The sequence below is a fragment of the Aeromonas salmonicida genome (assembly GCF_028355655.1).
Classification (GTDB): Bacteria; Pseudomonadota; Gammaproteobacteria; order Enterobacterales; family Aeromonadaceae; genus Aeromonas; species Aeromonas salmonicida.
The window spans coordinates 211,257-237,068 of sequence record NZ_CP110645.1 but is presented as its reverse complement, the minus strand read 5'-3'; the positions used below and the strand labels follow the sequence as shown (position 1 = coordinate 237,068).

The window sequence follows — 25,812 nt, the reverse complement described above, 5'->3', positions numbered from 1 at the left end:
TCAGACCCGAATATCGATCAGGGTACCCATCATGTCACTGGCAGTCTGGATCACTTTGGCAGAGGCACCAGCCTGCACCTCGGCCACCTTGAGGTTGACCAGTTCGTCAGGCAACTGCACCTGATCGCCACTCGGCGTGTTGAGCCGGGCAATCTGGCTGGATGCCTTGTCGGCAATCTGCTCCGCTCGCTGAAACCCTTGTACTCCGCTGTTCAATGCAGAATCTATGCGCATGACAACTCTCCTCTGACGTTGGATTAATTATCCGTCACGCCAGAGGATTAATGAAGTAAATCGTCTGTTTTTCAACCAACAAAATGTCGAACGATTTCAATGAACTGTTGGGGATGGGAAATAAAGGGTGCGTGTGAGGCTTTTTCCAGCACCACGCTGTGGCTGGCTGGGTAGCGCTCATCCAGCAGCGCAATGGAGGCTTTAGGCACCAGGGAATCCAGCCGGCCATAGACGCGCAACCATGGCAGGCTCAGTTGTAGCAACTCATCGCGCAGGTCCACATCTGCCAGCAAACCGAGTCCTGCCTCCAGCGCAGCAAACTGAGGGGCGGGACGTTCTGCCAGCCAGTGGCGCAGCTGACGGATATCATCACGGGCATGCTCGCTGCCCATGGCCTGGATCGCCAGAAAGCGTTCTATGGTCTGTCTGAAGTCTCCCGCTAACATCTGATTGAAACCGGTCAGCACCTTGGGAGCTATACCTGGCCACTCATCCCGGGCCATGAAACAGGGAGAGCTGGCCACAGTGATAAGCGAATGAAGTCGCTCAGGCTGGGTCAAGGCCAGCTGGCTTGCTACCAGACCACCGAGGGACCAGCCGAGCAGATGGCACTTCTGCGGCAAGACGGTGGCAATCTGCTCTGCCAGCCAGGGCAATGAATAATCACTCCCCTCGCGCAGCGGACTGTTGCCAAACCCGGGCAAGTCCACCAGATGCAGCCGATAATGTGCCGCCAACTGCTGGGCAATACCATGCCAGACTGCGCCATTCATGCCCCATCCGTGCAACAGCACCAGATCGGGTCCCTGACCAAATCGTTCTACCGATACGCTCATCTAGACTCAAGATCCCTGTTCATTCTCTTGGGGTCAGCATGTTAAAGCGGCTGCTAGCCAAAGCAAGTCCGATCCTTGGCAGCCACGCCGACTGGCAGGGCAGCTGTCTGCTCTGCCTGCAAGCTTGTGATAGCCAGCCACTACTTTGTAGCTGGTGTCGACAAGCCCTGTACCAGTCCTACCCCAGATGCACATTGTGCGCGGCCCCCTTGCCGGAATACATAGGAGATAAGGAGCTGATCTGCGGCCGCTGCCAGCGCAGGCCACCACCCTGGGAGCGGTTGCAGGTCATTGGCGACTATCAGGCCCCCTACCCCATGCTCATTCCCCAGCTGAAATACGCCGGCCAGATCCTGCTGGCGCCACTGCTCGCACGCCTGCTGGCCGATCATCTGAAAAGCGACGAGCTCCCAGAAGTCATCATCCCTGTTCCCCTGCACTGGTGGCGGCAGTGGTGGCGCGGCTTCAATCAGGCTGAAGAGATAGCCACCACCCTCAGCCAGATCACCGGCATTCCTTGCGATAAGCAGTTGCTGAGTCGCACCAAGGCAACCCCGCAACAGACCCGGCTCAGTGCCGGTCAGCGGCGGCGGAATCTGCGGGGCGCCTTTCACGTTCGCTCCCATCACTATCAGCATGTGGCCCTGCTCGACGATGTGGTAACCACGGGGGCGACGGCGGGCCAGCTCACCCGCTTGCTGCATGAGAGCGGCATCGAAAAAGTGGAAGTGTGGGCCATTTGCCGTACGCTAAAACATCTCAAATGACCCTAGGTATCCATACCGCAGGCTCAGCCACATCAGGCTGCCATAGGTATATTTGACATATGTTAAGCGCCATCTGCATGCTACCCAAGCACTGCCAAGCGAGTTATCATGAATACCCTAGTCGTACACTCAGGTTTATGAGGATAGTGATGATCAGCATTTCCGACACCGCCCAGGCCCATTTCCGTAAACTGCTGGAAAAACAGCCTGATGGCACCAATATCCGGGTGTTTGTGGTCAATCCGGGAACCCAGAATGCCGAGTGCGGCGTATCATATTGCCCGCCCGACGCGGTGGATCCGGAAGATCAACACCTGCCTTTCAGCGGATTCGACTGCCTGGTTGATCCTCTGAGCGCCCCTTACCTGGTCGATGCCACCATCGACTTCGTCACCGATCAGATGGGCTCCCAGCTCACCCTCAAAGCCCCCAACGCCAAGATGCGCAAAGTGGCCGACGATGCACCGCTGATCGATCGCATTGAATATGTGCTGATGTCCGAGGTCAACCCCATGCTGGCTGGTCACGGTGGCAAGGTAACTCTGGTCGAGTTGACCGAAGACAAGCTGGCCATCCTGCAGTTTGGCGGCGGTTGCAACGGTTGCTCCATGGTCGATTACACCTTGAAAGAGGGGATCGAGAAGCAGCTGCTGGAAAAATTCCCTGGCGAGCTCAACGGCGTCAAAGATGCCACCGAGCACCAGCGCGGCGATCACTCCTACTATTGATCCCGTGCCAGTGGCGATCATCCATCAGGGTTGATCCCCTCTGACCGCACATGAAAAGGCCCCGCCAATCTGGCAGGGCCTTTTGCTATCCGGCAAACGGATGAGGCTTATTCGTCGCGCTTGTCCCGACTGAGCAGAGCAATCGCGGCTTCTTTCGGGTTCTTGCCCTGGTAGAGCACCTGGAAGATCTGCTCGCAGATGGGCATCTCGACGCCACAACGGGCCGCCAGCAGATGCACCTCCTTGGTGTTGCGATAACCTTCCACCACCTGGCCGATCTCGGCCATGGCAGTCTCCACCGCCTTGCCTGCACCTAGAGCCAGACCGAAACGACGGTTGCGGGACTGGTTGTCGGTGCAGGTCAGCACCAGATCCCCGAGCCCCGCCATCCCCATGAAGGTTTTGGCATCAGCACCCAGCGCCGCACCGAGACGCTGCATCTCCACCAGACCCCGGGTGATGAGCGCGGTTCTTGCGTTGGCGCCAAAGCCCAGACCATCAGAGAGACCGGCACCGATGGCGATGACGTTCTTGACCGCACCACCCAGTTGCAGGCCGACGAAATCCGGATTGGTATAAACCCGGAACGAACGGCCGCAGTGCAGCAGATGGGAGAGCTCATCGGCAAAGTCGTCGTGAGTCGACGCCACCGAGATGGCGGTCGGCAGACCGGCGGCCAGCTCCTTGGCAAAGGTGGGGCCCGAGATCACGGCCAGCGGAATAGTCTCCCCCAGCACATCACGGGCCACATCCTGCAGCAGACGGCCGCTGTCAGGTTCAAGCCCCTTGGTGGCCCAGGCGATACGGGTATCGGGGCGCAGGAAGGGTTTGACCTGGCTCAGCACCTGGCCGAACACATGGCTTGGCACCACCAGCAGCAGGACGGGTGCGGCTTGTACCGCCCGTTGCAAATCGGCGGTCAGTTGCAGATCCGCAGGAAAAGGGACATCAGGCAAAAAGGCCTTGTTGCAGCGGTCGTGTTCCAGCTCGGCGACATGGGCAGGGTCGTGACCCCACAGCAAGGTCGGATGACCGTTGCGCGCCAGAGAAATGGCAAGGGCGGAGCCATAAGACCCCGCCCCCAAGACCGAGATAGCGATCTGGTCAGCCATTATCAGGCTTCCGCAGTCGCCTGCTGGGCCTGTGCTTGCGCCATGTGCTGGGCAAACAGGGCATCGAAGTTGACCGGTGCTAGGTTCAGCTGCGGGAAGGACCCCTTGCTCACCATGTTGGCCACGGCTTCGCGGGCATACGGGAACAGTATGTTCGGGCAGAAGGCGGCCAGGCAATGAGCCAGTTGCGGCTCCGGCAGGTTGCCTATGGTGAAGATACCGGCTTGCTGCACTTCACACAGGAAAGCGGTCTCGGTTTCCAGTTTGCAGGTCACGGTCAGGGTCAGTACAACCTCGTACACGCCATCAGCCAGGATGTTGGTCTTGGTGTCCATGTCCAGCTTAACGTCCGGCTGCCACTCTTTCTGGAAGATGTGCGGGGTATTCGGGGCTTCGAAAGAGACATCCTTGGTGTAGACACGCTGGATGTGGAATTCCGGTTGCACTTCCTGGTTGTTGATTTCGTCAGCCATTTCGTTTGATTCCTTTTTAAGATAATGAGTGGGCGCAGGCCCTTAAATCAGCGTTTTTTGGTCACCGGCAGATTATCTGCACGCCACTGGGCCATGCCACCGCTGAGCACATACACCTGCTTGAAACCGGCCTTGCTCAGTTGGCGACCCGCGCCACCAGCGGTCATCCCCGACTCGCACACCACTATGATGGGGGCATCTTTATGCTTTTCAACCGGGCCCAGATTATTGCTCTGGATCTGGCTGAGCAGCAGGTGCTGGGCACCGGCCAGATGACCCTTGGCAAACTCTTCCTGACTGCGAATATCCACCACGGTGGCATTTTCACGGTTGATCAGCAGGGTAGCCGTGTGGTTGTTCACCGTCTTCACCGGAGAAAAACGAGCACGCACGCTGGTGTAAACCAGGGTGCCTGCCAGGCCGAACCAGGCTGCGGTCAGCAGCGGGTTACGGGCCGCAAAATCCAAATACTCTTGCATCTTCTACTATCCAGGGACCAAGACAAGGGCCCGAGTATACATGGTGACCCCACCAAGATCAGCCATCTTGGCGGCAAAGCGGGAGCGGGCTCCCATCAGGCGGGCCCCCCATAACGGATCGGAATAAAAAGTGGCATCCAGTCCCTTGGGGCGAGGATTCGTCGAGTGAGGGGACAAGCCGGCGACAAAGGGGAAACAGGCTGGCAACAGTCCGCAGCGGGTGTTGGCAAGGGCTTGGCTATCAGGTGACTATTTCGGCAGATGTAGTAATATTACGCTAGTTTCACTTCCCGCAATTCATTCCTATCCGAGAGGACATAGCCTTATGTCAACAGCTAAGAAACCTTTGGTTCTGGTCATCATGGACGGTTGGGGCTACAGCACCAAGCAAGAGCACAACGCCGTCGCTGCCGCCAAGACTCCCAACCTCGACCGTCTCGCCCGTGACTACACCAGCACCCTGATCTCCGGCTCCGGCCTGGATGTGGGTCTGCCGGATGGTCAGATGGGTAACTCCGAAGTGGGCCACGTCAACATAGGTGCCGGTCGCATCGTCTATCAGGAGCTGACCCGCATCTCCAAAGAGATCAAGGACGGCGACTTCTTCCAGAACGTCGAACTGGCCAAGGCTGTCGATTCTGCCGTGACCAAAGGCAAAGCCGTTCACATCATGGGTCTGATGTCCCCGGGTGGCGTACACAGCCACGAAGAGCACATCATGGGCATGATCGAGATGGCCGCCAAGCGTGGCGCCGAGCAGATCTACTTCCACGCCTTCCTGGATGGCCGCGACGTTCCGCCGCGCTCCGCCCAGTCCTCCATCGAACAGTTCGATGCCCTGTTTGCCCGTCTGGGCAAGGGTCGTTTCGCCTCCATGATCGGCCGCTACTTCGCTATGGATCGTGACAACCGCTGGGATCGCGTGCAGCAAGCGTATGACCTGATGACTCAGGGCAAGGGCGAGTTCACCGCCGACAGCGCCAGCGAAGCCCTGGCCGCTGCCTATGCCCGCGACGAAAACGACGAGTTCGTCAAGGCCACCCGCATCGGTGCTGCCGCCCCCATGCAGGATGGCGATGCCCTGATCTTCATGAACTTCCGTGCCGACCGCGCCCGTGAAATCACCCGCGCCTTCGTTGACAGTGACTTCACCGGCTTTGCCCGTGCGGCCACCCCTGCGCTGAACTTCGTGATGCTGACCGAATACGCGGCCGACATCAAAACTGCCTGTGCCTACCCGCCGACTGCCCTGGTGAACACCCTGGGTGAGTGGCTGGCCAAGCAGGGCAAAACCCAGCTGCGCATCTCCGAAACCGAGAAGTACGCCCACGTCACCTTCTTCTTCAACGGTGGCGAAGAGTCCTGCTTCACCGGTGAAGACCGCGAGATCGTTGCCAGCCCGAAAGTGGCGACTTATGACCTGCAGCCGGAAATGAGCTCCGAAGAGCTGACCGACAAGCTGGTCGCAGCCATCAAGAGCGGCAAGTACGACACCATCATCTGCAACTACCCGAACGGCGACATGGTCGGCCACACCGGCGTATTCGATGCGGCCGTCAAAGCCTGTGAAGCCGTTGACCACTGCGTCGGTCGCGTCACCGAGGCCCTGGCCGAAGTAGGCGGCGAATGCCTGATCACCGCCGACCACGGCAACGCCGAGAAGATGCTGGACGAAGAGACCGGTCAGGCTCACACAGCCCACACCAACCTGCCGGTTCCCCTCATCTATTTCGGTCGCAAGGCCGAGGTGCTTGAAGGTGGCAAACTGTCCGATCTGGCCCCGACCATGCTGACCCTGATGGGTCTTCCTGTGCCGCCGGAAATGACTGGCAAGCCCCTGATGATTCTGAAATAATCCTTCCCCATGCGGGGATGCGAAGTTATTTCAAACAAAACCAGTCGCGTCGGCCTGTTGGCCGGCGCGCTGTTTTTTTGCCTGTCGTTTATCGCGGGCAAGGCCCTGGCTGCCAACCAGCAGCTCGGCACCATGCAGTCCCAGATAAAGGAACAGCAGAAAACCATCAAGCTCAGCAAGCAAGAGCTGACCAAACTCAATACTCAGCTCAAGGCTGACGAGCAGGCCATTTCGGCCGCCGCCGCCAAGCTCGAGCAGACCAGGCAACAGCTGAAAAAAAACCAGCAAAAGCTGGTAAGCCTGCAACAGGACAAGCTGGATCTGGAACAACAGGCAAAGCATCAGAAGCAGTTGCTGGCCAAGCAGGCGGAAAGCGCCTTCCAGGCGGGCAACCACGATTACCTCAAACTGCTGCTCAACCAGCAGGATCCGGCCAAACTGAGCCGCTCTCTCGACTACTACGACTATCTCAACAAGGCCCGCATCGAGGCCATCGAAGCCCTGCGCGCGACCCGCACCAAGCTGGCCAAAAACCAGCAGGCCACCAAAGAGACCGAGAGCAAGCTGCAATCCTTGCTGAGCGAACAGCAACAGCATCACCAGAGCCTGTTGGCCAGCCAGCAGAGCCGTGCCAAGGTGCGCAACCAGTTGCAACAATCGGTGCAAAACGACGAGCTGAAGCTGACCAAGCTGGTCAAGGCGGAAAAAGCCCTGAAAGCCAGGCTGGAAGAGCTTCGCCGCCAGCGGGAAGAGCAGGAGCGTCGCGAACGGGCCGAGCGGGAACGGCTGGCCAAGCTGAAAGCCGAGCAGGAACGCCAGCGCCGTCTGGAGGCCCAACGACTGGCCGCCGAACAGAAGCGGATTGCAGAACAACAGCGGATCGCGGCTCAACAACAGAAGGTCGGCGAGCAGCAACGACTCGCCGCCGAGCAGCAGAGAGTCGCCGAACAACAAGACAGGGTGGCTGATCAGCAAGCCGCTGCGCGCAGCAGCAGCGCCAAGGCAAGCAGTGGCGGCTACGGCGGTCTCAAGACCAACGGCAGCCTGCGCTGGCCGGTGCAGGGGCCCATCCTCATCTCCTATGGCTCGCCACGCACCGCCCAGCTCAAGTGGAAGGGCACCCTGATCGGTGCCAGTGAAGGTACCCAGGTCAAGGCGGTCGCACCGGGCCAGATAGTCTACGCCGACTGGCTGGACGGTTTCGGCATGTTGCTGGTGATCGACCATGGCCGTGGCTATATGAGCCTCTATGGTCACAATCAGTCGCTGCTGCGCCAGGTTGGCCAGAATGTGGAACAGGGCGAACCAGTGGCTCTGGTCGGTGACAGTGGCGGCCAGGACAGACCCGGCCTCTACTTCGAAATCCGCTATCAGGGCGAGGCCATCAACCCGACCAAATGGTTGGCCAAGGGCTGATCATATATGCCGGATAATACATTGATCCCCTTCAAAGGGGATTGACCAAGAGCCGACTGATCACCGGTCAGCCAAAATGACAAAAAGCCTGCATTACGCAGGCTTTTTTGATCGCAGCATTCACCGCAGCTCAGTGCCAGATGGTGGAAATTTACCTCTTTTCCGAAACGTTCAAGGAAACACCACCAGACCTATCTGCTCCAGCAAATCCTGTTGCTGCTCTTCATTGATCTGTACGCCGTCCAGGTTGATCCGGCGCAGATCCAGCCCGGGCAGATCGCACTGACGCAGATCACAGCCCTGCAGGTTGAAGCTGGCCCAGTCTATCTGGCCAAACTCGGATCCACTCAGATCGGATCCCGCCAGCGAGGCCCCCAGCAGGCTGGCTCCCTGCCAGCGATTGCCGCTGAGCTCGCAGCGCTCCAGCAGGCAGCCATCGAAGTTGGCGTAGCTGAAGTTGTTGTCGGTAAGATGCGCCTCGCAGAAGTAGCTCTTGACGGTGATCTGGTTGGCGAAGCTGGCGTGGGCGAAATTGATGCCCATGGCCTGGCAGTCGCGCATCTCCAGCCCCAGGCACTGGCTGCGGCTGAGATCTGCCAGAGTCAGATCGCAGCGCAGAAAGCTCGCCTCCCGCAGGTCGCAACCCTGCAACTGGCAGCCCAGCTCACGCTCCCGCTCATAGAAGGTGCAGTCAACGAAGCGGCTCTCGCTCAAGTCCAGCCAGGAGAAGTTGCAGTCGACAAAGCGGCAACCATCAAACTGTTCCTCTTCCACATCCTGCTGTTCGAAACGCTTCCCCTCGAAGCACTTGCCCTTGATCATCCGAGTCATCCTCTACTGATGGCGTCATATGCTGACTTTGTTAAACAAAAACGGTAATGTTACGTGTAACATTCCTGCCGGATCCCCAGATGAACGACACCCGCAAACGCCGCCCTACCCTGCAGGACATAGCCGACCTGACCGGGGTCACCAAGATGACCGTCAGCCGCTATCTGCGCGATCCCCACGCCGTGGCCGAGGGCACCCGTGAGCGGATCGCCGCCGCAGTGGAAGAGCTGGGCTATATCCCCAACCGGGCGCCGGACATTCTCTCCAACGCCACCAGCAAGGCGATCGGCATCCTGATCCCCTCCCTCTCCAACCAGGTCTTCTCCGCCGTGGTGCACGGCATAGAGTCGGTGACCCGGCCCGCCGGCTACCAGACCCTGCTGGCCCACTACGGCTACAGCCCGGAACGGGAAGAGGAGCAGGTGGCCTCCCTGCTCTCCTATCACGTGGACGGCCTGATCCTCTCCGACAGCCAGCACACGGAGCGCACCCGCAAGATGATCGCTACCGCCGGCATTCCCGTGGTGGAAACCATGGATCTGCCTCAAGCCCCCATCGACATGGTGGTGGGGATGGATCACAGGGCTGCCGCCCGGGCCATGGTAACAGAGATGCTGCGCCGGGGCCGACGCAAGCTGGTTTACCTGGGGGCGCGGCTCGACGTGCGCACCCAGCTGCGGATGGAGGGTTACTACCAGGCGATGGCCGATTTCGGCCTGACCGGTCAGCACCTGCTGACCGAGCAATCCTCCAGCTTCACCCTGGGTGGGCAACTGCTGGATCAGGCGCTGGTGCGCTATCCCGACCTCGATGGCCTCTTCTGTACCAATGACGACTTGGCGGTTGGTGCCCTGCTGCAGTGCCAGGCCAAGTGGATACCCGTGCCCCAGCAGATCGCCATCGCCGGCAGCAACGCCCTCGACATAGGCCATGCCATGACCCCCAAGCTGGCCAGTATCGTCACACCACGCAAGGAGATAGGCCGTGAGGCGGCAGCCATGCTGCTGGCCCGACTCAGCGGCCAGCCGCTGCCCGACACTCGCAAGGACATGGGCTTCTCCCTCTATGTCGGGGAGAGCCTGGGCTGACGCTTGCGCAAAGGGAGGGTCAAAGCCTGACGGTACGCACGCGAAGCAGTCTGATCCGAAACGCCAGCCGATTTATCCTCCTGATTCAAAGGCAAAAAAAGAGCAGGTCACCCCGGGGTGGCCTGCTCTTTTTTATAAAGAACGCGCGCTTAGCGTTTAACTAGCTCGACCGCTTCGCGAGAGAGGCGAGTCACCTCCTCCCAGTTACCGCTCTTGACCGCATCGGCCGGCAGCATCCAGGAACCGCCGACGGTGGCGACGCATTTCAGCGCCAGATAGTCGGCCACGTTCTTCGGGCCTATGCCGCCGGTGGGGCAGAACTTGATCTGGGGAAGCGGTGCTGCGATGGCAGCCAGCGCCTTGGTGCCGCCGTTCGCTTCGGCCGGGAAGAACTTCAGATGGTCGTAGCCTGCTTCCAGCGCCTGCATCACTTCGGAGGCGGTGGCAACACCCGGTATCAAGGGCGCCGTGCTGTTGGCCGCATGGGCCAGCAGCGCCGGTGTCATCCCCGGGGAGATGACGAAGCGGGCACCGGCGGCCACGGCTGCGTCAAACTGCGCGCAGTTGAGCACTGTGCCTGCACCGACCATGGCATCCGGCATCGCCTTGGCGATGAGGGCGATGGCATCGAGCGCCACCGGGGTGCGCAGTGTGATCTCGAATACCGAGATGCCGCCATCGAGCAGCGCCTTGGCCATCGGCAGGGCCTGCTCCAAGTCGCTTATGACCATGACGGGAACCAGCGGGGAGGCGGCAAACACCTCGGCGGGGGTCACTTTCCAGTTTTGCATAACGCTTCCTTAATCAAAGATGGTGGCGCCGCACTCGGCGCTCGATACCGCGCGACGCATCACGCTGAACAGTTCACGTCCCCACCCCTCTTGTTCCAGAGTGAGGTCAATCTCGGCCTGGGTGCGGCCCCTCAAATCGGTCAGGCAATCGAGGCGACCGTTTACCGCGTCCACCCGCAGCAGATCGCCATCCTTCAACAGGCCGATGGCGCCGCCGTGCAGCGCTTCCGGGGTGACATGGATGGCCGCCGGGATCTTGCCGGAGGCGCCTGAGAGACGGCCATCGGTAACCAACGCCACCTTGTGGCCCGCCTTCTGCAGGTTGCCGAGCACAGGCATCAACTTGTGCAGCTCAGGCATGCCGTTGGCCGCCGGGCCGTTGTGGCGCACCACGATAACGGCATCCTGATTGAGGCTGCCAGCCTTGTAGGCCGCCTCCACAGCGTGCTGGGAGGAGAAAACTCGGGCGGGCGCTTCGATAACGCGATACTCGGGCGCCACGGCGGAGACCTTGACCACGGCGCGGCCCAGATTGCCCGCCAGCAGCTTGGTGCCGCCGGTGGCCTGGAATACGGAGCCGGTCGGCGACAGCACGCTCGGATCCGTGCTTTCACCCACCGGCTGCCACACCAGCTCGCCATCCACCAGAGCGGGACGGCTGAGGTAATCCTGCATCTCGCCAAACACAGGGGTGGCATCCATGTGGATCAGCCCCTCTTGCGCCAGACGACGCATCAGGCCGGGCACGCCGCCCGCCTGTTCGAAGGCATTCACATCGGCCGGGCCGTTCGGGTACATGCGTACCAAGAGCGGCACCACATCGGAGAGATCGCTGATGTCGTCCCAGGTCAGGTGCAGGCCGGCGGCCCGCGCCAGCGCCACCATGTGGATGCTGTGGTTGGTGCTGCCGCCGGAGGCGAGCAGGGCCACCAGACCGTTGACCAGGGCGCGCTCATCCAGCACCTCGCTCAAGGAGCGGTAGGCAGGAGAGCCAGGGATCATGGCGCTGATGCGACGGGCGGCTTCTTCAGTGAGCGCGTGGCGCAACTCGCTGTGAGGATGGACGAAGGCGGAGCCCGGCAGCATCAGGCCCATGGCCTCGAACACCAGCTGGTTGGTGTTGGCAGTGCCGTAGAAGGTACAGGTGCCCGGCGCATGATAGGCGCCGCACTCCATCTCCAGCAAGGCGTCGCGGCCCAGTTCACCGGCTGCGTACTGCTGGCGCACCTTCACCTTGTCGTCATTGCTGATGCCGCTGGCCATGGGGCCGGCCGGCACGAAGGCGGTGGGCAGGTGGGCGTGGGAGAGGGCCCCCATGATCTGGCCCGGGGCTATCTTGTCGCAGATACCGAGCAGCAGGGTGGCGTCGAAGGTGTTGTGAGAGAGGGAGAGCGCGGTCGCCTGGGCGATAAGATCGCGGGAAAACAGGGACATGTCCATCCCCGGCTGACCCTGAGTCACGCCGTCGCACATGGCCGGTACGCCACCCGCCACCTGGGCGCTGTGACCCAGTTCGGCCAGCGCGGCCTTGATGATGTCCGGGTAGCCCTGATAGGGCTGATGGGCACTCAACATGTCGTTGTAGGCGGTGACTATGCCGACGTTGGCACGGGTCATGTCGAGGATACGACCCTTCTCGTCACTGCTGCAGGCGGCCACGGCGTGGGCCAGGTTACCGCAAGCCAGGGCGGCGCGGGTCTTGCCCTGCTCGGCCTGGCGCTGAATGCGGGCCAGAAAAGCCTGGCGACGGGCGGCACTGCGCTCGCGAATGCGGGCAGTGACGCTGGAAATAACCTGATGGATCATTGGGCTTGCTCCAATGCTGTGACGGCCCGATCAACCACCTGCTCGAAGGTGCCGTCTATATCGATGTGAAATACACCGGCCTCGCCATCTGGGCGTTCCAGCGTATCGAACTGACTTTGTACCATGCTTTCCCGCATGAAATGGCCCTTGCGTGCCCGCATCCGTTCGAGGATCAGCGGCTGATCACCGTCCAGAAACAGGAAATGCACTGACTCATTGCCATCGCGGATCTGGTCGCGGTACTGCTTCTTGAGGGCCGAGCAGACGATCACGCCCACCTCGTTCTTCTGTTCCAGGCTGTAAGCCGCATCACGGATCCGCTCCAGCCAGGGGGCACGATCCTCATCGTTGAGGGGGTTGCCACCCGCCATCTTCTGAATATTGGCTCTGGGGTGCAGGTCATCACCATCGATGAACTTGGCACCCAGCGCCTGGGCCACCTTGAGGCCGACACTGGACTTGCCGCTACCACACACACCCATCACGATAATGCTCTTGCCCGCCATTGTTTGACCTCTATCCCATTTTTCAAAAATCGTGCTGCTGATGGGTTCTAACTTAGCACGTTACCGGTAACATGTTACCGGTAACAACAAAAAATGTGAAGTCTGCCACAGACTGAGCGAACTCACAGTCACCTGGGCAATCGACCTTGAGCCCTGGCCATAAATCTAAATAAATCATAAAGATATGGTCTGCTGACGGATCAGCAGGGTGTCGATACTGAACTTGGAACAAGGAACGCACAACAATGTCTGACCTCTCCCTGATCATGACGGCCGCGGGCTCCATAGTGCTGCTGCTCTTTCTGGTGATGAAGGCCCGCCTGCACGCGGTCGTCTCCCTCATTCTGGTCTCCATGGTGGCCGGCCTTGCCGCCGGCATGAACCCTGCGGAGATCGCCACTACCATCCAGAAAGGGATGGGTGGCACCCTGGGCTTCGTCGCCGTGGTGGTGGCACTGGGCGCCATGTTTGGCAAGGTGATGGAAGTCACCGGCGCCCTCGACCGGGTAGCCCATACCCTGCTCGGTACCTTCGGCGTCAAGCGCGCCAACTGGGCCATGTCACTGACTGGCTTCGTCTGCGCTCTGCCGCTCTTCTTCGACGTCGCCGTAGTGCTGCTGATCGGGGTGGCCTTTGCCATTGTCCGCCGTGGCGGCGGCAGCGTGGTGAAGATAGGCATAGCGCTGCTGGCGGGCATCGCCACCTGCCAGGCCTTCCTCATCCCCGCGCCAGGCCCCATTCTGGTGGCGTCCCAGCTGGGGGCCGATTTTGGCTACATGATACTGTTCGGTCTGATCGCCGCCGTGCCGGCCCTGATCCTGGCGGGCCCGCTGTTCGGCGACCTGATCAGCAAGGTGGTGGATGTGCCGCTCCCTGCCGATGCCCAGAGCAGCGCCCATGACGATAGCAAGACTCTCCCCTCCTTCGGACTGGCCATGGGCCTGATCGGTCTGCCGCTGCTGATGATTGGCCTCAAGACCATAGTCGGCCGCTTCGTCGAGGCAGGATCCACCCTGCACAACTGGCTGGAGTTCGTCGGCCACCCCTTCACCGCCATCATGGTCGCCTGTCTGGCCGCCTTCTATCTGCTGGGGGTGCGCCGCGGCATGTCCCGTGACGAGGTGATGAACGTCTGCAACAGCGCCATCCAGCCTGCCGGCGTCATCATACTGGTGACCGGTGCCGGTGGCGTCTTCAAGCAGGTACTGGTGGATTCCGGGGTGGGTGCCGCCCTTGGCAACATGCTGGCGGATTCCGGCCTGCCCATAGTCGCGCTGGCCTTCATACTGGCGGCCGCGGTGCGGGTGATTCAGGGTTCCGCCACCGTCGCCATGCTGACCGCCTGCGGTCTGCTGCTGCCCATGCTGGAGCCGCTCGGCCTGAACGGTGCCCAGCTGGCCGCCGTGACCATCGCCATTGGTGGCGGGGCCATAGTGCTCTCCCATGTCAACGACTCCGGCTTCTGGCTGGCCAACCGCTATCTCGGCCTCTCCGAGAAGCAGACCCTGCAGACCTGGACTGTGATGGAGACCATCATAGGCACCACGGGCGGCGTCATGGCGATGATTATCTACAGCTTCCTTTGAACATAACCGCTGTCAAAAAGGCCTCCGATGTGAGGCCTTTTTCATCTTTATGACGATTCTTTCTTTGGCTAACAGGTCGAGGTTGCTAGAATCGCCTATCCATCGCTCCGAGTGGAACGCTTAACGCAGTGATTTCAGGTTTCTCTATGCATTCATCGGCACATTATCGACAGCTGTTGGCTCGTCTGCCCCAGATCGCCGTCGCCGCAGATCAGTTTCAGGTGCTCAACAGCGCCCGGGACTTCAAGAGCCGGATCCTTTCGCTCATCGCCAGCGCGACTCACCGCATCTATCTGGTGGCCCTCTACCTGCAGGATGACGAAGCGGGACGGGAGATACTGTCCGCCCTCTACGCCGCCAAGCAGCGCAACCCGGCCCTGGACATCAAGTTGTTCGTGGATTTTCACCGTGCCCAGCGCGGTCTGATCGGCAAGGGCAAGCAGGGGGGCAACCACCTGATGTATCAGGAAATGGCCGCCCGCCACGAACACCAGATCGCCATCTACGGCGTGCCGGTGAAGGGGCGCGAACTGCTCGGCGTGCTGCACCTCAAGGGCTTCATCTTCGATGACACCCTGCTCTACTCGGGTGCCAGCCTCAACGACATCTATCTGCATCAGCAGGATCGCTACCGTTTCGACCGTTATCACCAGATCACCAGCCCAGAGCTGACCCGCTGCATGGTCCACTATGTGGACGATCTCTTCCTCAAGAGCGAAGCTGTGCAGCGGCTGGATCGCAGCGACATCCCCACTGCCAAGCAGCTGAAGGGGCCGATCCGCCGCTTCAAGCACAGCCTGCGCCTGGGCCAGTACCGCTTCGAGAGCATGCCTGTCAACAGCCAGGAGATCGCTATCACTCCGATGACGGGGCTGGGCAAGCGGGGCAATCAGCTCAACAAGATGATCCGTACCCTGGTGCGCGCCACCGAGCGGGAGATCTTCATCTGTACCCCCTATTTCAACCCGCCCAAGGAGTTGAACAAGGACATCGAGGCCCTGCTCAAGCGCGGCTGCAAGGTGACCATAGTGGTGGGTGACAAGACGGCCAACGACTTCTTCATCCCGCCGGAGGAGAAATTCTCCACCATAGGCGGCCTGCCCTATCTGTACGAGACCAATCTGCGCAAGTTTGCCGAGCGCAACCAGCATCACATCGATGCCGGCCGTCTCAACCTGATGCTGTGGTGCTGCGAGCGCAACTCCTACCACCTCAAGGGGATCTTCGTGGATGACGAGTGGGCGCTGCTCACCGGCAACAACCTGAACCCCCGCGCCTGGGCGCTGGATCTGGAGAACGGTCTGCTGGTGTACGATCGTCGCCATCACCTGCGTGCCCAGTTCAACGGGGAGCGGGAGAACATACTCGCCAACACCAAGCGGATCAGCCACTTCGATCAGATTGAGCAGATCAAGGACTACCCGGAACAGGTGCGCAAGCTGCTGGCCCGGATCCACAGGGTCAGGGCTCATATCCTGCTCAAACGCATCATCTGATCCGGGGCACACGCTGCCCGTCCTCACTCGTTGACACCTGTGCAAAGGCCTGCCGTTTTCGGCAGGCCTTTTTGTCAGGATCTGCCATGGTCCGCATCCCGCCCCTGGCCTGGCGCCGGGTGTCACTGCAACGCGGCTTGCACCGAGACGTCAATAACCCCTATCATCTGGACATATTTACAGTGTTTTCGGGCATCTAATTGATGAAATTGGATAAAATCTCCCTCGACAGCCTCAAGGGCGTCGGCAGCAAGATGCAGGAGAAACTCGAGCGACTGGGGCTGGCCACGGTACAGGATCTGCTGTTCCACCTCCCCCTTCGTTACGAGGATCGTACCCAGGTGTGGCCCATCGGCGATCTGCCGCCCGGGCTGCACGGCGCCGTCGAGGGCGAAATCCAGGACACTCAATTGGTGATGGGGCGCCGCCGCATGCTGGTCTGCCGCATCAGTGACGGCACCGGTACCCTGACCCTTCGCTTCTTCAACTTCACCGCCGCCCAGAAGAACAGCCTGGGGCAGGGCAGGTTGATCCGCTGCTTCGGCGAGGTGCGCCCCGGCAAATACGGGCTCGAGATGGCCCACCCCGAGTACAAGCTGCTCGGTGAAGAACAAGCCGGTCAGACCGAAGAGGCACTCACCCCCGTCTACCCCACCACGGAAGGGCTGCGCCAGCTCACCCTGCGTAGCCTCACCGATCAGGCGCTGGCTCAACTCGACCTGTACGGGGTGGAGGAGCTGCTGCCTGCAGGCCTCTATCCCCAGCAGATCGATCTGGCCGCCGCCCTGCGCCTGCTCCATCGCCCGCCCCCCTCGGTGGCGCTGGCCTTGCTGGAGAGCGGCCAGCACCCGGCCCAGCAACGACTGGTGCTGGAAGAGCTGCTGGCCCATAACCTGTCGGTGCTCAAAGTGCGTGCCCAGGCGCAAACCCAGCTGGCACGCGCCCTCAAGCCGGCACCTGCCCTGGTCAAGCAATTGCTGGGGGCGCTGCCGTTCAAACCGACCGGTGCACAGAATCGGGTGGTAGCCGAGATCAACCAGGACCTGCAACGCAGCTACCCCATGATGCGGCTGGTGCAGGGGGACGTGGGCTCCGGCAAGACACTGGTTGCGGCGCTGGCTGCCCTCCAGGCCATCGGCAACGGCTGCCAGGTGGGGCTGATGGCACCGACCGAGTTGCTGGCCGAACAACATGCCATCAACTTCGCCAACTGGCTGGAGCCGCTCGGTATCGGGGTCGGCTGGCTGGCGGGCAAGCAGAAAGGGAAGGCGCGGGAAACCCAGCTCGCCGCCATCGCCGATGGCAGCGTCAAGATGGTGGTGGGCACCCACGCCATCTTCCAGGAGCAGGTGGTGTTCCAACGCCTCGCGCTGGTCATCATCGATGAACAGCACAGATTCGGGGTGCACCAGCGCCTCGCTCTGCGGGAAAAAGGGGAGCGGGAGGGAGTCCATCCCCATCAGCTCATCATGACTGCCACTCCCATACCCCGCACCCTGGCGATGACCGCCTATGCCGATCTCGACACCTCCGTCATCGACGAGCTGCCACCGGGCCGCACCCCCATCACCACGGTGGCGCTGCCGGACAGCCGTCGCCCGGATGTGATCGAGCGGGTCAAGCTGGCCTGTGAAGAGGGCAAGCAGGCCTACTGGGTCTGTACCCTGATCGAAGAGTCCGAGGTGCTGGAGTGCCAGGCCGCCGAGGATACCGCCGCCGAACTGCAAAACCAGCTGCCCGGCCTGCATATCGGGCTGGTACACGGCCGGATGAGGCCGGTCGAAAAGCAGCGGGTGATGGAGGAGTTCAAGGCGGGCATACTGCAACTGCTGGTCGCCACCACCGTCATAGAGGTGGGGGTGGATGTACCCAACGCCAGCCTGATGATCATCGAAAACCCGGAGCGGCTCGGGCTGGCCCAGTTGCACCAGCTGCGCGGCCGGGTCGGTCGCGGTTCTGTGGCCTCTCATTGCGTGCTGCTCTATCATGCTCCCTTGTCCAAGACGGCCCAGAGCCGACTCGGGGTATTGCGGGAGACCAACGACGGCTTCCTGATCGCCCAGCGCGATCTCGAGCTGCGCGGCCCGGGGGAACTGCTAGGTACCCGCCAGACCGGGCTGGCCGATCTCAAAATTGCCGACCTGGTGCGCGACCAGCCACTCATCCCTCAGGTACAGAAGATGGCGCGCTTCCTGATGGACAGGCATCCCGCCCATGTTGAACCGCTCATCCGGCGCTGGCTGGGTCTGCGGGATCACTACTCCAACGCCTGAGTAGAGCAGAACAAGAAAGAACTAACGTGACACTCAGGCTCCCAATAGATGTGTTGCCACAACACTCAGACCCTGGAGGAAAGCACCGATGAATTCCTGGCTTCGCGCCCTGCTCTACACATTTGCCTTCCTGCTGCTGTTTGTCTGGGTCGCGCTCGGTCTGTTCGACGCCGAACGGGCCAGGGGCCCCATCGCCAGCTGGATCAGCCAGCAAACCGGCGTGCCGGTCACCATAGGGCGGTTGGTGTTCAACCCGCTCCATCCCTATACCCTGCTGGCCGAGCAGGTGAGCTATGGCGACGCCATCACCCTCGACAAGCTCTATCTGGAAATAGAGAGCATCGACTGGCTGAACAGGGACGTACGCATCGCCCACCTCGACCTCATTCGCCCCGTCATCAAGCTGCCGCTGCCCAACACCTTGCCGACCCTGCCGGTTCACTCCCTCACCATCAGCGACAGCACTATCGATCGCCTCAGTCTGCACAGTGACGAGCTGACCCTGAGCGGCCTCAACGCCACCCTCAACGACTGGCAGCTGCTCAATCCGGTGCGGCCACCCCAGGCCAACCTGAGCCTCAACATCAATGAGCTGGAAACCCCGGCCTTTGCCCTCTCCCGCCTCAATCTGAAGGGACGACTGGAAGGCCAGGTGCTGAGTACCGACAAACTGACCGCCAACCTGTTCGATGGCCTGCTGGAAACCGGCATGACCCTGGACTGGCCCGCCCGCAGCCTGCGACTGCACAATCTGAAGGCACAAGGCATGCGGGTCGAGTGGGGAGCCATGGGCCAGCCTGAACTGCCCTTGCGCCACATCAGCCTGGACACGGGACAGGTGCGCGATGTGAGCATCACCGCCATCACCCAGGAGATCTCCCTCAACAACTTCAACGGCCAGCTCACCGCCTTCAGCTGGCAGGCTGGCAGTACGCCGACCGGTTACTTTACGGGTAGCCTCGGTGATCTCGGCCGCGGCCTGTTCCAGCTGGAAGATCTCAAGGGACGAGTCTCTTTCTCGCCACAGCAGATCGATGCCGAGGTGCAGGGCAAAGCCTATGAAGGTGAATTCAATCTGGATCTGGCCCTCGATACCCAGCAGCAGAAGCTGACCCTCAAAGACATGACGCTGAGCGGCATGGACATCAGCCTGCCAGAAGGGTGGTGGCAGGATTGGCAAAGCTGGCGGCCACAACAGATCGATATCCGCAAACTGACGTTCGACAAACTCAAGGTACTCTCCTTCGACGATACCCTGCCCCTGTCGCTGACGGGCTGGCAGTTCTATCTAAGCGATCTCGCCCTGCGAGGCCGGCAGCCAACCCCCTTGCTCGGCCGGGCAAAGGTCGAGAGCAAATGGTTCGAGCTGGTGTGGGACGGCCTTAGTGCCCGCAACGGCGAACTGGACGGCGAGCTGACCCCCAGCTCCTGGCAGCTCAACAAGCTGACCAGCTCGCTGCCGGATGAAGGCTCACTCAGCCTGAGCGGCCAGTGGGGCAAGGAGCCAGGCCAAAGCAGCCGCCTGCAGGTGAAGGGGGAAAAGCTGGATCTGGTGCAGTGGAGCAAGATACTGCACTCCCCCATCTCCTTCGCCGGCAAGGCCGACCTGAGTGCCGATCTGCAAGCCGTGCATGGCAAGACAGCAGGAGAGTGGCGCAGTACCCTGCAGGGCAGCTTCGCCCTCGATGCGGTTGATCCATTCTGGGACAAGGTGAAGATAGACCCCCTGCTGGATGAATGGTTCAAAGGCGCCACGCCACCTGATCTGACGCCGGAAAGCCTGTGGCAGGCGATGCAGGAAGGAGATACACCCTTCTACCGCATCAAGTTGCAAGGCAAGGTCGAGCATGGCCAGCTGCAGTTGGAACAGGCTGGCGCCTCCACCATCACCCACCTGCTCGCCCTGCAAGGTGGCATGGATCTGGTCAAGGAGCAGTGGCAGCTGGATCTCGGTGTCCTGAATGGCCAACGCTGTGCCGAGCTGCTGAGCCACTGGCGCGGCCCGCTTGATGCCCCCGTCTTGAGCTGGGAGTTTCCGGCCAGGCAGGCCTCCTGTGGCTGGGAGGTGGGGGTGCCTTATCCTGCACAGGGGCGCAATAGCCCGCTCTGGCGGCCAGCACCACAGCCAAAAGCACCCGCGTCGACCAGCGTTCAGTAAAACAAACAAGGCCTCATCACGAGGCCTTGTTTGTTTCAGGTAGCTTTTACAGAACGGGGGACTGGCCTCGCCGTTTGACCGGTTGCACCACATACTGGCCGATGAATTCTACCGCCAGCTTGTCGCCGCTGAACAACTTGACCATAAGGCTGAATTTGGCCGACTCCCCCGCCTTGAGCGGAGCCAGCACGGCCGGCATCCCCTCCCTGGCAACCCGCGCCTCGGGCTCCTCGTTGACCGGGCGGTAATACTTGATGTTGCCCTCCGCCAGTACCGTATCCCCCACCAGACCCGCCTCTTTCAGCTGCAACCAGATGAGACCCCAGCCCGCCAGCACGCACTGACTGTAGATGCTGCCGGCGAACATGGTGTCATGCACGTTGAGGTTGGCCGCCAGATTGGCCTTGAGATGAAAAGTCTGGCCGTCATAGTGGGTGATGTGTACCCCCATCTTCTCGCTGATGGGGATGCCTTGCGACCAGCGAGTGGTGAGATCCTGGCACCACTCGGGGCGATACTGGATGGTCTGCAAGGGGCTTAAGGATTTGATCATCTGACGATGGGGAATGCGGCCAAAGCTGACCGGCCCTTCCCCCACTTCGAGGAAGCCGCACTTGCGATAGAACTCCACCGCTTCCTGGCGGGCATTCATCACCAGCCGTTTCACCTTCTCGCTGCGGGCCAGCTGTTCGAGATCTTCCACCATGCGGGCACCCAACCCCTGTCCCCGGAATTCAGTGCGCAGCGCCATAAAGCGGATCTGGGCCTCGTCACCACCGATAAACAATCGGCCAATGGCAATGGGAGTACCGTCCGGCGCCAGCATCATGCGATGAATGGCGACAGTATCGTATTCGTCTCGCTCGGAACCAACGGGTAGATTGAAGGGTTTACGCAGCAGTTCCCAGCGCAACTGATAATAGGCATCCAATTCGGCTGCCGTTTGAGGAGTGACTACCCGGTACATAAAGCGATCCTTGAGTTAGCGCCGACGGACAGATTGAAGGGCTTGCGCACCAATGCCTACCAGCACAGCTGACAATAGGCATCCAGTTCGGCTGCCGTCTGGGGAGTGACCACCCGGTACATAGTTCTATCCTTGAGTTACACTGGTCGGAAACCATCTTGCCGTGCAAATTCATGGACTTCAATCTGCAAGCGTACCAAGCCGACCACTTATTGCACCTGAGCGCAAAACCGGAACGACGCCTCTTTATCTTGGAAAATGCCCATCACCGCTGGCTGGAGATCGACGGTGTAGTGCAATCGGCCATGTCCCTTGCCGAACCTGCCGCCCTCTGCCTGCCCCATCAGCAGTGCATCGCAGACCTGCTGCCCGCCACCGCAAGCCGGGTGCTGGAACTGGGATTGGGCGGTGGCGATCTCACTCGTCATCTGGGGGCGCGCTGGCCAGAGGCTCGGCACGACTGCGTCGATCTGGATGAAGAGGTACTGACCCTGTTTCAGACCTTCTTCCGCCACCCGGCGGAGCCCGTTGACCGGGCGTTGCACCTGCACCACGCCGATGCCCTCGCCTTCCTGCTGGCCCACGACGACACCTATGACTTCGTGCTGCTCGACCTGTTCAGTCAGGATGGCAATCCCCTGCTGCTGTTTCAGGCTCCGCTCTATCAGGCACTGGCCAAATGCCTCCGCGGTACCCTCATCGTCAACCTGCTGCCACGGACACATCTCGAACTGGCGCAGGCCAGGCGGCTGGCGGAGGAGTGGATTGGCCTCACCAGCACCCACGGGGTGCCCGGCTATCGCAACGTCATACTGCACGCCACCAATCTGATCCCCTAGCTCCTGTTACGGGATGCCACGGCTGGCCCTGTCTGCACGTCCGCAGATGAAGGCCTGTAGCAAGGAGCGGGCTCGTGGCCATGGCGCCTACACCTGCAGCCAGAAGGTGACAGGGCCGTCATTGAGCAGCGCCACCTTCATGTCGGCAGCAAAACGGCCTGTCTCGGTCGGTATGCCACTGGCCTTTGCCTGCACTACAAAATAGTCGTAGAGCCGCTCGGCGTCGGTCGGATGGGCACCGCCAGAGAAGCTGGGTCTCATGCCTTTTTTGGTATCCGCCGCCAGGGTGAACTGGGAGACGACCAGCAGACTGCCACCGGCCTGACTCACATTGAGGTTCATTTTGCCCTCTTCATCGGAGAAGATGCGGTAGCCGCTCACCTTGTGCAGCAACTTGTCCGCCCTGGTCTCATCATCCCCCTGCTCCACCCCGAGCAACACCAGCAAGCCATTGGCAATGGCACCCGTTACTTCGCCTTCCACTGTCACGCTGGCCTCGGAGACCCGCTGGATCAATGCAATCACATCCCTCTCCTCTCAAAACAGAACGACCGCCCTCACAGGGGCGGTCGTCGATGCTACCAAGAAAACGACGGGCAAAGCGATGGCTCAGGCCAACTCCTCGCTCACCGGTTTTTCATATTCGCCGAGACAAGCCGTGGTCTCGGCGCCAAGCAATACCACCAACCAGCTGAGATAAACCCAGACAAACAGGATCGGAATGGTCGCCAGAGCGCCATAGATGGCCTGATAGGAGGGGAAGTTGGTGATGTAGATGGCAAATCCGCGCTTGGCCAGCTCGAACAGGGTCGCCGCCACCAGGGCACCGATGAAGGCGTGAACCAGGCGCACCTTGCAGTTGGGCACGACCGTATAGACCAGCAGGAAGGTGAGTACCGAGAAGAGGAACGGCAAGCTGCGCAACAACAGGTAACCGATGCCGAACAGACTCTCGGCCCCGAACAGCCGCAGCGAGAAGATGTAAGAGGAGATGGCAATGCTGCCACCGATAAGCACAGGACCCAGTGTCAGTATCATCCAGTACATGGCAAACGCCTGAGCCAGCGGCCGGCCCTGGGTCGAGCGCCAGATGTAGTTGAGGTTCTTGTCGATGGCCGAGATCAGCATCAACGCCACCACTATCAGGGCCCCGATACCCACCGCTGTGGTGTTGGTGGCATTCGCCACGAAGCCATCTATGTACTCCTTGAGCATCTCACCCGCGGTCGGCACGAAGTTGTGATAGACGAACTGCTCCATCGCCTGTTTCAGGGTCTGGAACACAGGGAAGGCGGACATCATGCCAAATACCACGGCAATCATGGGGACCAGAGAGAGCAAGGTGACATAGGCCAGATAACCGGCAGTGACCGTCAGCCTGTCGTGCTGGAAACGGCTCCAGACAAACTGGGCAAAATGGCCGCCATCGTGGCGTAAAAAGGAGAGAGCATGGCCAAGACGGCCACCAAATTTCTGCTGCATTGTGATTCTCAACGTCTTCATCATGCAGACATTGTGTCAGATAGCATGGTCATTTGACCACCCATGGACCGGATCAGTACGACCAGTCCGAGCATACTGGCTGGTGATCCACCGTCAAATGGGCATAAAAAAAGAGGCCCGAAGGCCTCTCTCTGTCTGTCTATAAACAGATATCAAGCACGACCGGCGCGCTTGCGATCCATTTCAGTCAGCAGTTTCTTGCGCACACGGATGGCCTTGGGCGTGATCTCTACCAACTCATCGTTGTCGATGAACTCGAGAGCCTGTTCCAGGGTCATGCGGATCGGCGGAGTCAGCACCTGGGCTTCGTCGGTACCGGAGGCACGCATGTTGGTCAGCTGCTTGCCCTTCAGGCAGTTTACAGTCAGGTCATTGGAGCGGGAGTGAATACCGATCACCTGGCCTTCGTACACTTCGGTAGCGTGACCGATAAACAGACGACCGCGGTCTTGCAGACCGAACAGGGCGAAGGTCAGCGCCTTGCCGGTAGCGTTGGAGATCAGCACGCCATTCTGACGCTCGCCGATGCTGCCACCCTTGTGCGGACCGTAATGGTCAAAGGTGTGGTACAGCAGACCGGTACCGGACGTCATGGTCAGGAACTCGGTCTGGAAGCCGATCAGGCCACGACTCGGGATCATGAAGTCAAGACGGACACGGCCCTTGCCATCCGGGGTCATGTTGGTCATCTCGCCCTTACGCAGGCCAAGTTGCTCCATCACGGAACCCTGGTGGATCTCTTCCACGTCAACAGTCACGGTTTCAAACGGTTCGTGCAGAACGCCGTCCACGGTGCGCAGGATAACTTCCGGACGGGATACTGCCAGCTCGTAACCTTCACGACGCATGTTTTCGATCAGGATGGAGAGATGCAGTTCACCACGACCGGATACGCGGAATTTATCCGGATCTTCGGTCTCTTCCACACGCAGGGCCACGTTGTGGACCAGCTCCTGGTTCAGACGCTCCATGATGTTGCGGGAGGTCACGAACTTGCCTTCTTTACCGGCGAACGGTGAGGTGTTGACCTGGAAGGTCATGTTCACGGTCGGCTCGTCAACGGAGAGCGGCGGCAGGGCTTGAACAGCACTGTTGTCACAGATGGTGTCGGAGATTTTCAGCTCGCCCAGACCTGTGATGGCAATGATGTCACCCGCTTGCGCGTCGACAACTTCGGTACGGGACAGACCCAGGTAGCCAAGCACCTGACCGACTTTGCCGGTACGGGTCTTGCCATCGGCACCGATGACGGTGACTTGCTGGTTGGTCTTGACACGACCGCGGCTGATGCGGCCGATGCCGATAACACCCACGTAGGAGTTGTAGTCGAGCTGGGAGATTTGCATCTGGAAGGCACCGGCAGGATCACCCTTCGGCTGCTCAACGTTGTCAACGATCGCCTGGAACAGGGGTTCCATGTTGTCGGATTCAACGCCCTGGTCCATGGTGGCCCAGCCGTTCAGTGCTGAAGCGTAAACAACTTTGAAGTCCAGTTGCTCATCGGTCGCACCCAGGTTGTCAAACAAGTCGAATACCTGATCCATAACCCAGTCAGGACGAGCACCCGGACGGTCGATCTTGTTGATGACCACGATCGGCTTCAGACCCTGGGCGAATGCCTTCTGGGTCACGAAACGAGTCTGCGGCATAGGGCCGTCAACAGCATCAACCAGCAGCAGCACTGAGTCGACCATGGACATAACGCGCTCTACTTCACCACCGAAGTCGGCGTGACCCGGGGTATCAACGATGTTGATACGGTAGTCTTTCCAGCGGATCGCGGTGTTCTTGGCGAGAATGGTAATACCACGTTCCTTTTCCAGGTCGTTGGAATCCATCAGACGCTCTTGACCATCAGTGGTACGGTCCAGGGTTCCAGACTGCTGCAGCAGCTTATCAACCAGGGTAGTTTTGCCGTGGTCTACGTGCGCAATAATCGCAATATTGCGTAAATTCTCTAACATTCTCGCCTCAATCACCGGGTAAAATTGGGCGCTAATTGTACTCTCGCCTTTGTGATCTGCCTAGCATAATTGCAGTGCATTCACGCATAACAGGGGATCAGGAT

The 25,812-nt window shown here is 60.4% G+C and carries 23 protein-coding genes; 10 read left to right on the top strand and 13 right to left on the bottom strand.

Annotation, left to right across the window (positions count from 1 at the left end; genetic code table 11):
• Entirely contained in the window at positions 1-234 is a 234-nt protein-coding gene (locus ONZ54_RS01130; RefSeq protein ID WP_005319796.1) for a hypothetical protein, read from the bottom strand.
• A 71-nt stretch (positions 235-305) separates the two neighbouring features.
• On the bottom strand, positions 306-1,070 hold the full coding sequence (gene bioH / locus ONZ54_RS01125) for a pimeloyl-ACP methyl ester esterase BioH (RefSeq protein ID WP_271787294.1): 765 nt from the start codon (positions 1,068-1,070) through the stop codon (positions 306-308).
• A 38-nt stretch (positions 1,071-1,108) separates the two neighbouring features.
• On the opposite strand from bioH, the gene ONZ54_RS01120 reads away from it, so the two are divergent.
• The gene (locus tag ONZ54_RS01120) at positions 1,109-1,837 is read left to right on the top strand and encodes a ComF family protein (protein WP_271787293.1); all 729 of its coding nucleotides are present in this window, start codon (positions 1,109-1,111) and stop codon (positions 1,835-1,837) included.
• 149 nt (positions 1,838-1,986) lie between these two features.
• Positions 1,987-2,565 carry a Fe-S biogenesis protein NfuA gene (nfuA, locus tag ONZ54_RS01115; RefSeq protein ID WP_017411920.1) on the top strand — a complete coding sequence of 193 codons (579 nt, stop codon included), beginning with the start codon at positions 1,987-1,989 and terminating at the stop codon, positions 2,563-2,565.
• Positions 2,566-2,672: 107 nt separating this feature from the next.
• Here the strand turns inward: nfuA and gpsA are convergent, their stop codons facing one another.
• Genes gpsA through ONZ54_RS01100 form a run of 3 tightly spaced genes read right to left on the bottom strand, consistent with a single transcriptional unit; the run spans position 2,673 to position 4,629 of the window.
• Complete coding sequence (gene gpsA, locus ONZ54_RS01110; protein ID WP_005319805.1) at positions 2,673-3,677, bottom strand: NAD(P)H-dependent glycerol-3-phosphate dehydrogenase; 1,005 nt, start codon at positions 3,675-3,677, stop codon at positions 2,673-2,675.
• Positions 3,678-3,679: 2 nt separating this feature from the next.
• The gene (gene secB / locus ONZ54_RS01105; protein WP_005319808.1) at positions 3,680-4,150 is read right to left on the bottom strand and encodes a protein-export chaperone SecB; all 471 of its coding nucleotides are present in this window, start codon (positions 4,148-4,150) and stop codon (positions 3,680-3,682) included.
• A 47-nt stretch (positions 4,151-4,197) separates the two neighbouring features.
• Positions 4,198-4,629, bottom strand: a complete 432-nt coding sequence (locus ONZ54_RS01100) for a rhodanese-like domain-containing protein (protein WP_005319811.1) — start codon at positions 4,627-4,629, stop codon at positions 4,198-4,200.
• Between the two features lie 325 nt (positions 4,630-4,954).
• Here ONZ54_RS01100 and gpmM point away from each other — a divergent pair, with 325 nt between their 5' ends.
• Both gpmM and ONZ54_RS01090 read left to right on the top strand, forming a co-directional pair.
• A complete protein-coding gene (gene gpmM, locus ONZ54_RS01095) occupies positions 4,955-6,484 on the top strand; it encodes a 2,3-bisphosphoglycerate-independent phosphoglycerate mutase (protein WP_021141093.1) in 1,530 nt (509 codons plus the stop codon).
• 9 nt (positions 6,485-6,493) lie between these two features.
• Positions 6,494-7,900, top strand: a complete 1,407-nt coding sequence (locus ONZ54_RS01090; RefSeq protein WP_087756712.1) for a peptidoglycan DD-metalloendopeptidase family protein — start codon at positions 6,494-6,496, stop codon at positions 7,898-7,900.
• A 171-nt stretch (positions 7,901-8,071) separates the two neighbouring features.
• Here ONZ54_RS01090 and ONZ54_RS01085 read toward each other — a convergent pair whose 3' ends face one another.
• Positions 8,072-8,722, bottom strand: a complete 651-nt coding sequence (locus ONZ54_RS01085) for a Qnr family pentapeptide repeat protein (protein ID WP_234578351.1) — start codon at positions 8,720-8,722, stop codon at positions 8,072-8,074.
• Between the two features lie 89 nt (positions 8,723-8,811).
• On the opposite strand from ONZ54_RS01085, the gene ONZ54_RS01080 reads away from it, so the two are divergent.
• Positions 8,812-9,819: a substrate-binding domain-containing protein gene (locus ONZ54_RS01080; RefSeq protein ID WP_155603549.1), complete on the top strand. Its 1,008-nt coding sequence runs from the start codon at positions 8,812-8,814 to the stop codon at positions 9,817-9,819.
• Between the two features lie 149 nt (positions 9,820-9,968).
• Here the strand turns inward: ONZ54_RS01080 and ONZ54_RS01075 are convergent, their stop codons facing one another.
• The 3 genes from ONZ54_RS01075 to ONZ54_RS01065 are packed head-to-tail and all read right to left on the bottom strand — an operon-like array spanning position 9,969 to position 12,922.
• Positions 9,969-10,610: a bifunctional 4-hydroxy-2-oxoglutarate aldolase/2-dehydro-3-deoxy-phosphogluconate aldolase gene (locus tag ONZ54_RS01075; protein ID WP_125600896.1), complete on the bottom strand. Its 642-nt coding sequence runs from the start codon at positions 10,608-10,610 to the stop codon at positions 9,969-9,971.
• A 9-nt stretch (positions 10,611-10,619) separates the two neighbouring features.
• Positions 10,620-12,416 (bottom strand): phosphogluconate dehydratase, encoded by a 1,797-nt coding sequence (edd, locus tag ONZ54_RS01070; protein ID WP_271787292.1) that lies wholly within the window; start codon positions 12,414-12,416, stop codon positions 10,620-10,622.
• Positions 12,413-12,922 (bottom strand): gluconokinase, encoded by a 510-nt coding sequence (locus ONZ54_RS01065; RefSeq protein ID WP_271774035.1) that lies wholly within the window; start codon positions 12,920-12,922, stop codon positions 12,413-12,415. Before ONZ54_RS01065 ends, edd begins: the two co-directional genes overlap by 4 nt.
• A gap of 245 nt (positions 12,923-13,167) precedes the next feature.
• Between ONZ54_RS01065 and gntU the strand changes: the two genes are divergently transcribed.
• From gntU to ONZ54_RS01045, 4 genes are all read left to right on the top strand, one after another.
• A complete protein-coding gene (gene gntU, locus ONZ54_RS01060) occupies positions 13,168-14,508 on the top strand; it encodes a gluconate transporter (RefSeq protein ID WP_058395586.1) in 1,341 nt (446 codons plus the stop codon).
• Between the two features lie 146 nt (positions 14,509-14,654).
• Positions 14,655-16,004: a CDP-diacylglycerol--serine O-phosphatidyltransferase gene (pssA, locus tag ONZ54_RS01055; RefSeq protein WP_172955231.1), complete on the top strand. Its 1,350-nt coding sequence runs from the start codon at positions 14,655-14,657 to the stop codon at positions 16,002-16,004.
• 203 nt (positions 16,005-16,207) lie between these two features.
• Positions 16,208-18,277 carry an ATP-dependent DNA helicase RecG gene (gene recG, locus ONZ54_RS01050; RefSeq protein ID WP_059169116.1) on the top strand — a complete coding sequence of 690 codons (2,070 nt, stop codon included), beginning with the start codon at positions 16,208-16,210 and terminating at the stop codon, positions 18,275-18,277.
• An 88-nt stretch (positions 18,278-18,365) separates the two neighbouring features.
• Positions 18,366-20,435 carry an AsmA family protein gene (locus ONZ54_RS01045; RefSeq protein ID WP_005319845.1) on the top strand — a complete coding sequence of 690 codons (2,070 nt, stop codon included), beginning with the start codon at positions 18,366-18,368 and terminating at the stop codon, positions 20,433-20,435.
• Positions 20,436-20,481: 46 nt separating this feature from the next.
• Here the strand turns inward: ONZ54_RS01045 and ONZ54_RS01040 are convergent, their stop codons facing one another.
• Entirely contained in the window at positions 20,482-21,402 is a 921-nt protein-coding gene (locus ONZ54_RS01040) for a bifunctional GNAT family N-acetyltransferase/hotdog fold thioesterase (protein WP_042467538.1), read from the bottom strand.
• A 173-nt stretch (positions 21,403-21,575) separates the two neighbouring features.
• Here ONZ54_RS01040 and ONZ54_RS01035 point away from each other — a divergent pair, with 173 nt between their 5' ends.
• Complete coding sequence (locus tag ONZ54_RS01035; protein WP_271788234.1) at positions 21,576-22,241, top strand: spermidine synthase; 666 nt, start codon at positions 21,576-21,578, stop codon at positions 22,239-22,241.
• Positions 22,242-22,328: 87 nt separating this feature from the next.
• Here the strand turns inward: ONZ54_RS01035 and dtd are convergent, their stop codons facing one another.
• The 3 genes from dtd to typA all read right to left on the bottom strand — a co-directional run bounded on the left by dtd (position 22,329) and on the right by typA (position 25,708).
• On the bottom strand, positions 22,329-22,766 hold the full coding sequence (gene dtd / locus ONZ54_RS01030) for a D-aminoacyl-tRNA deacylase (protein WP_017412324.1): 438 nt from the start codon (positions 22,764-22,766) through the stop codon (positions 22,329-22,331).
• An 84-nt stretch (positions 22,767-22,850) separates the two neighbouring features.
• A complete protein-coding gene (locus ONZ54_RS01025; RefSeq protein WP_021138645.1) occupies positions 22,851-23,723 on the bottom strand; it encodes a virulence factor BrkB family protein in 873 nt (290 codons plus the stop codon).
• A gap of 173 nt (positions 23,724-23,896) precedes the next feature.
• Positions 23,897-25,708 carry a translational GTPase TypA gene (gene typA, locus ONZ54_RS01020; protein WP_005319864.1) on the bottom strand — a complete coding sequence of 604 codons (1,812 nt, stop codon included), beginning with the start codon at positions 25,706-25,708 and terminating at the stop codon, positions 23,897-23,899.
• Between the last annotated feature and the right edge of the window lie 104 nt (positions 25,709-25,812).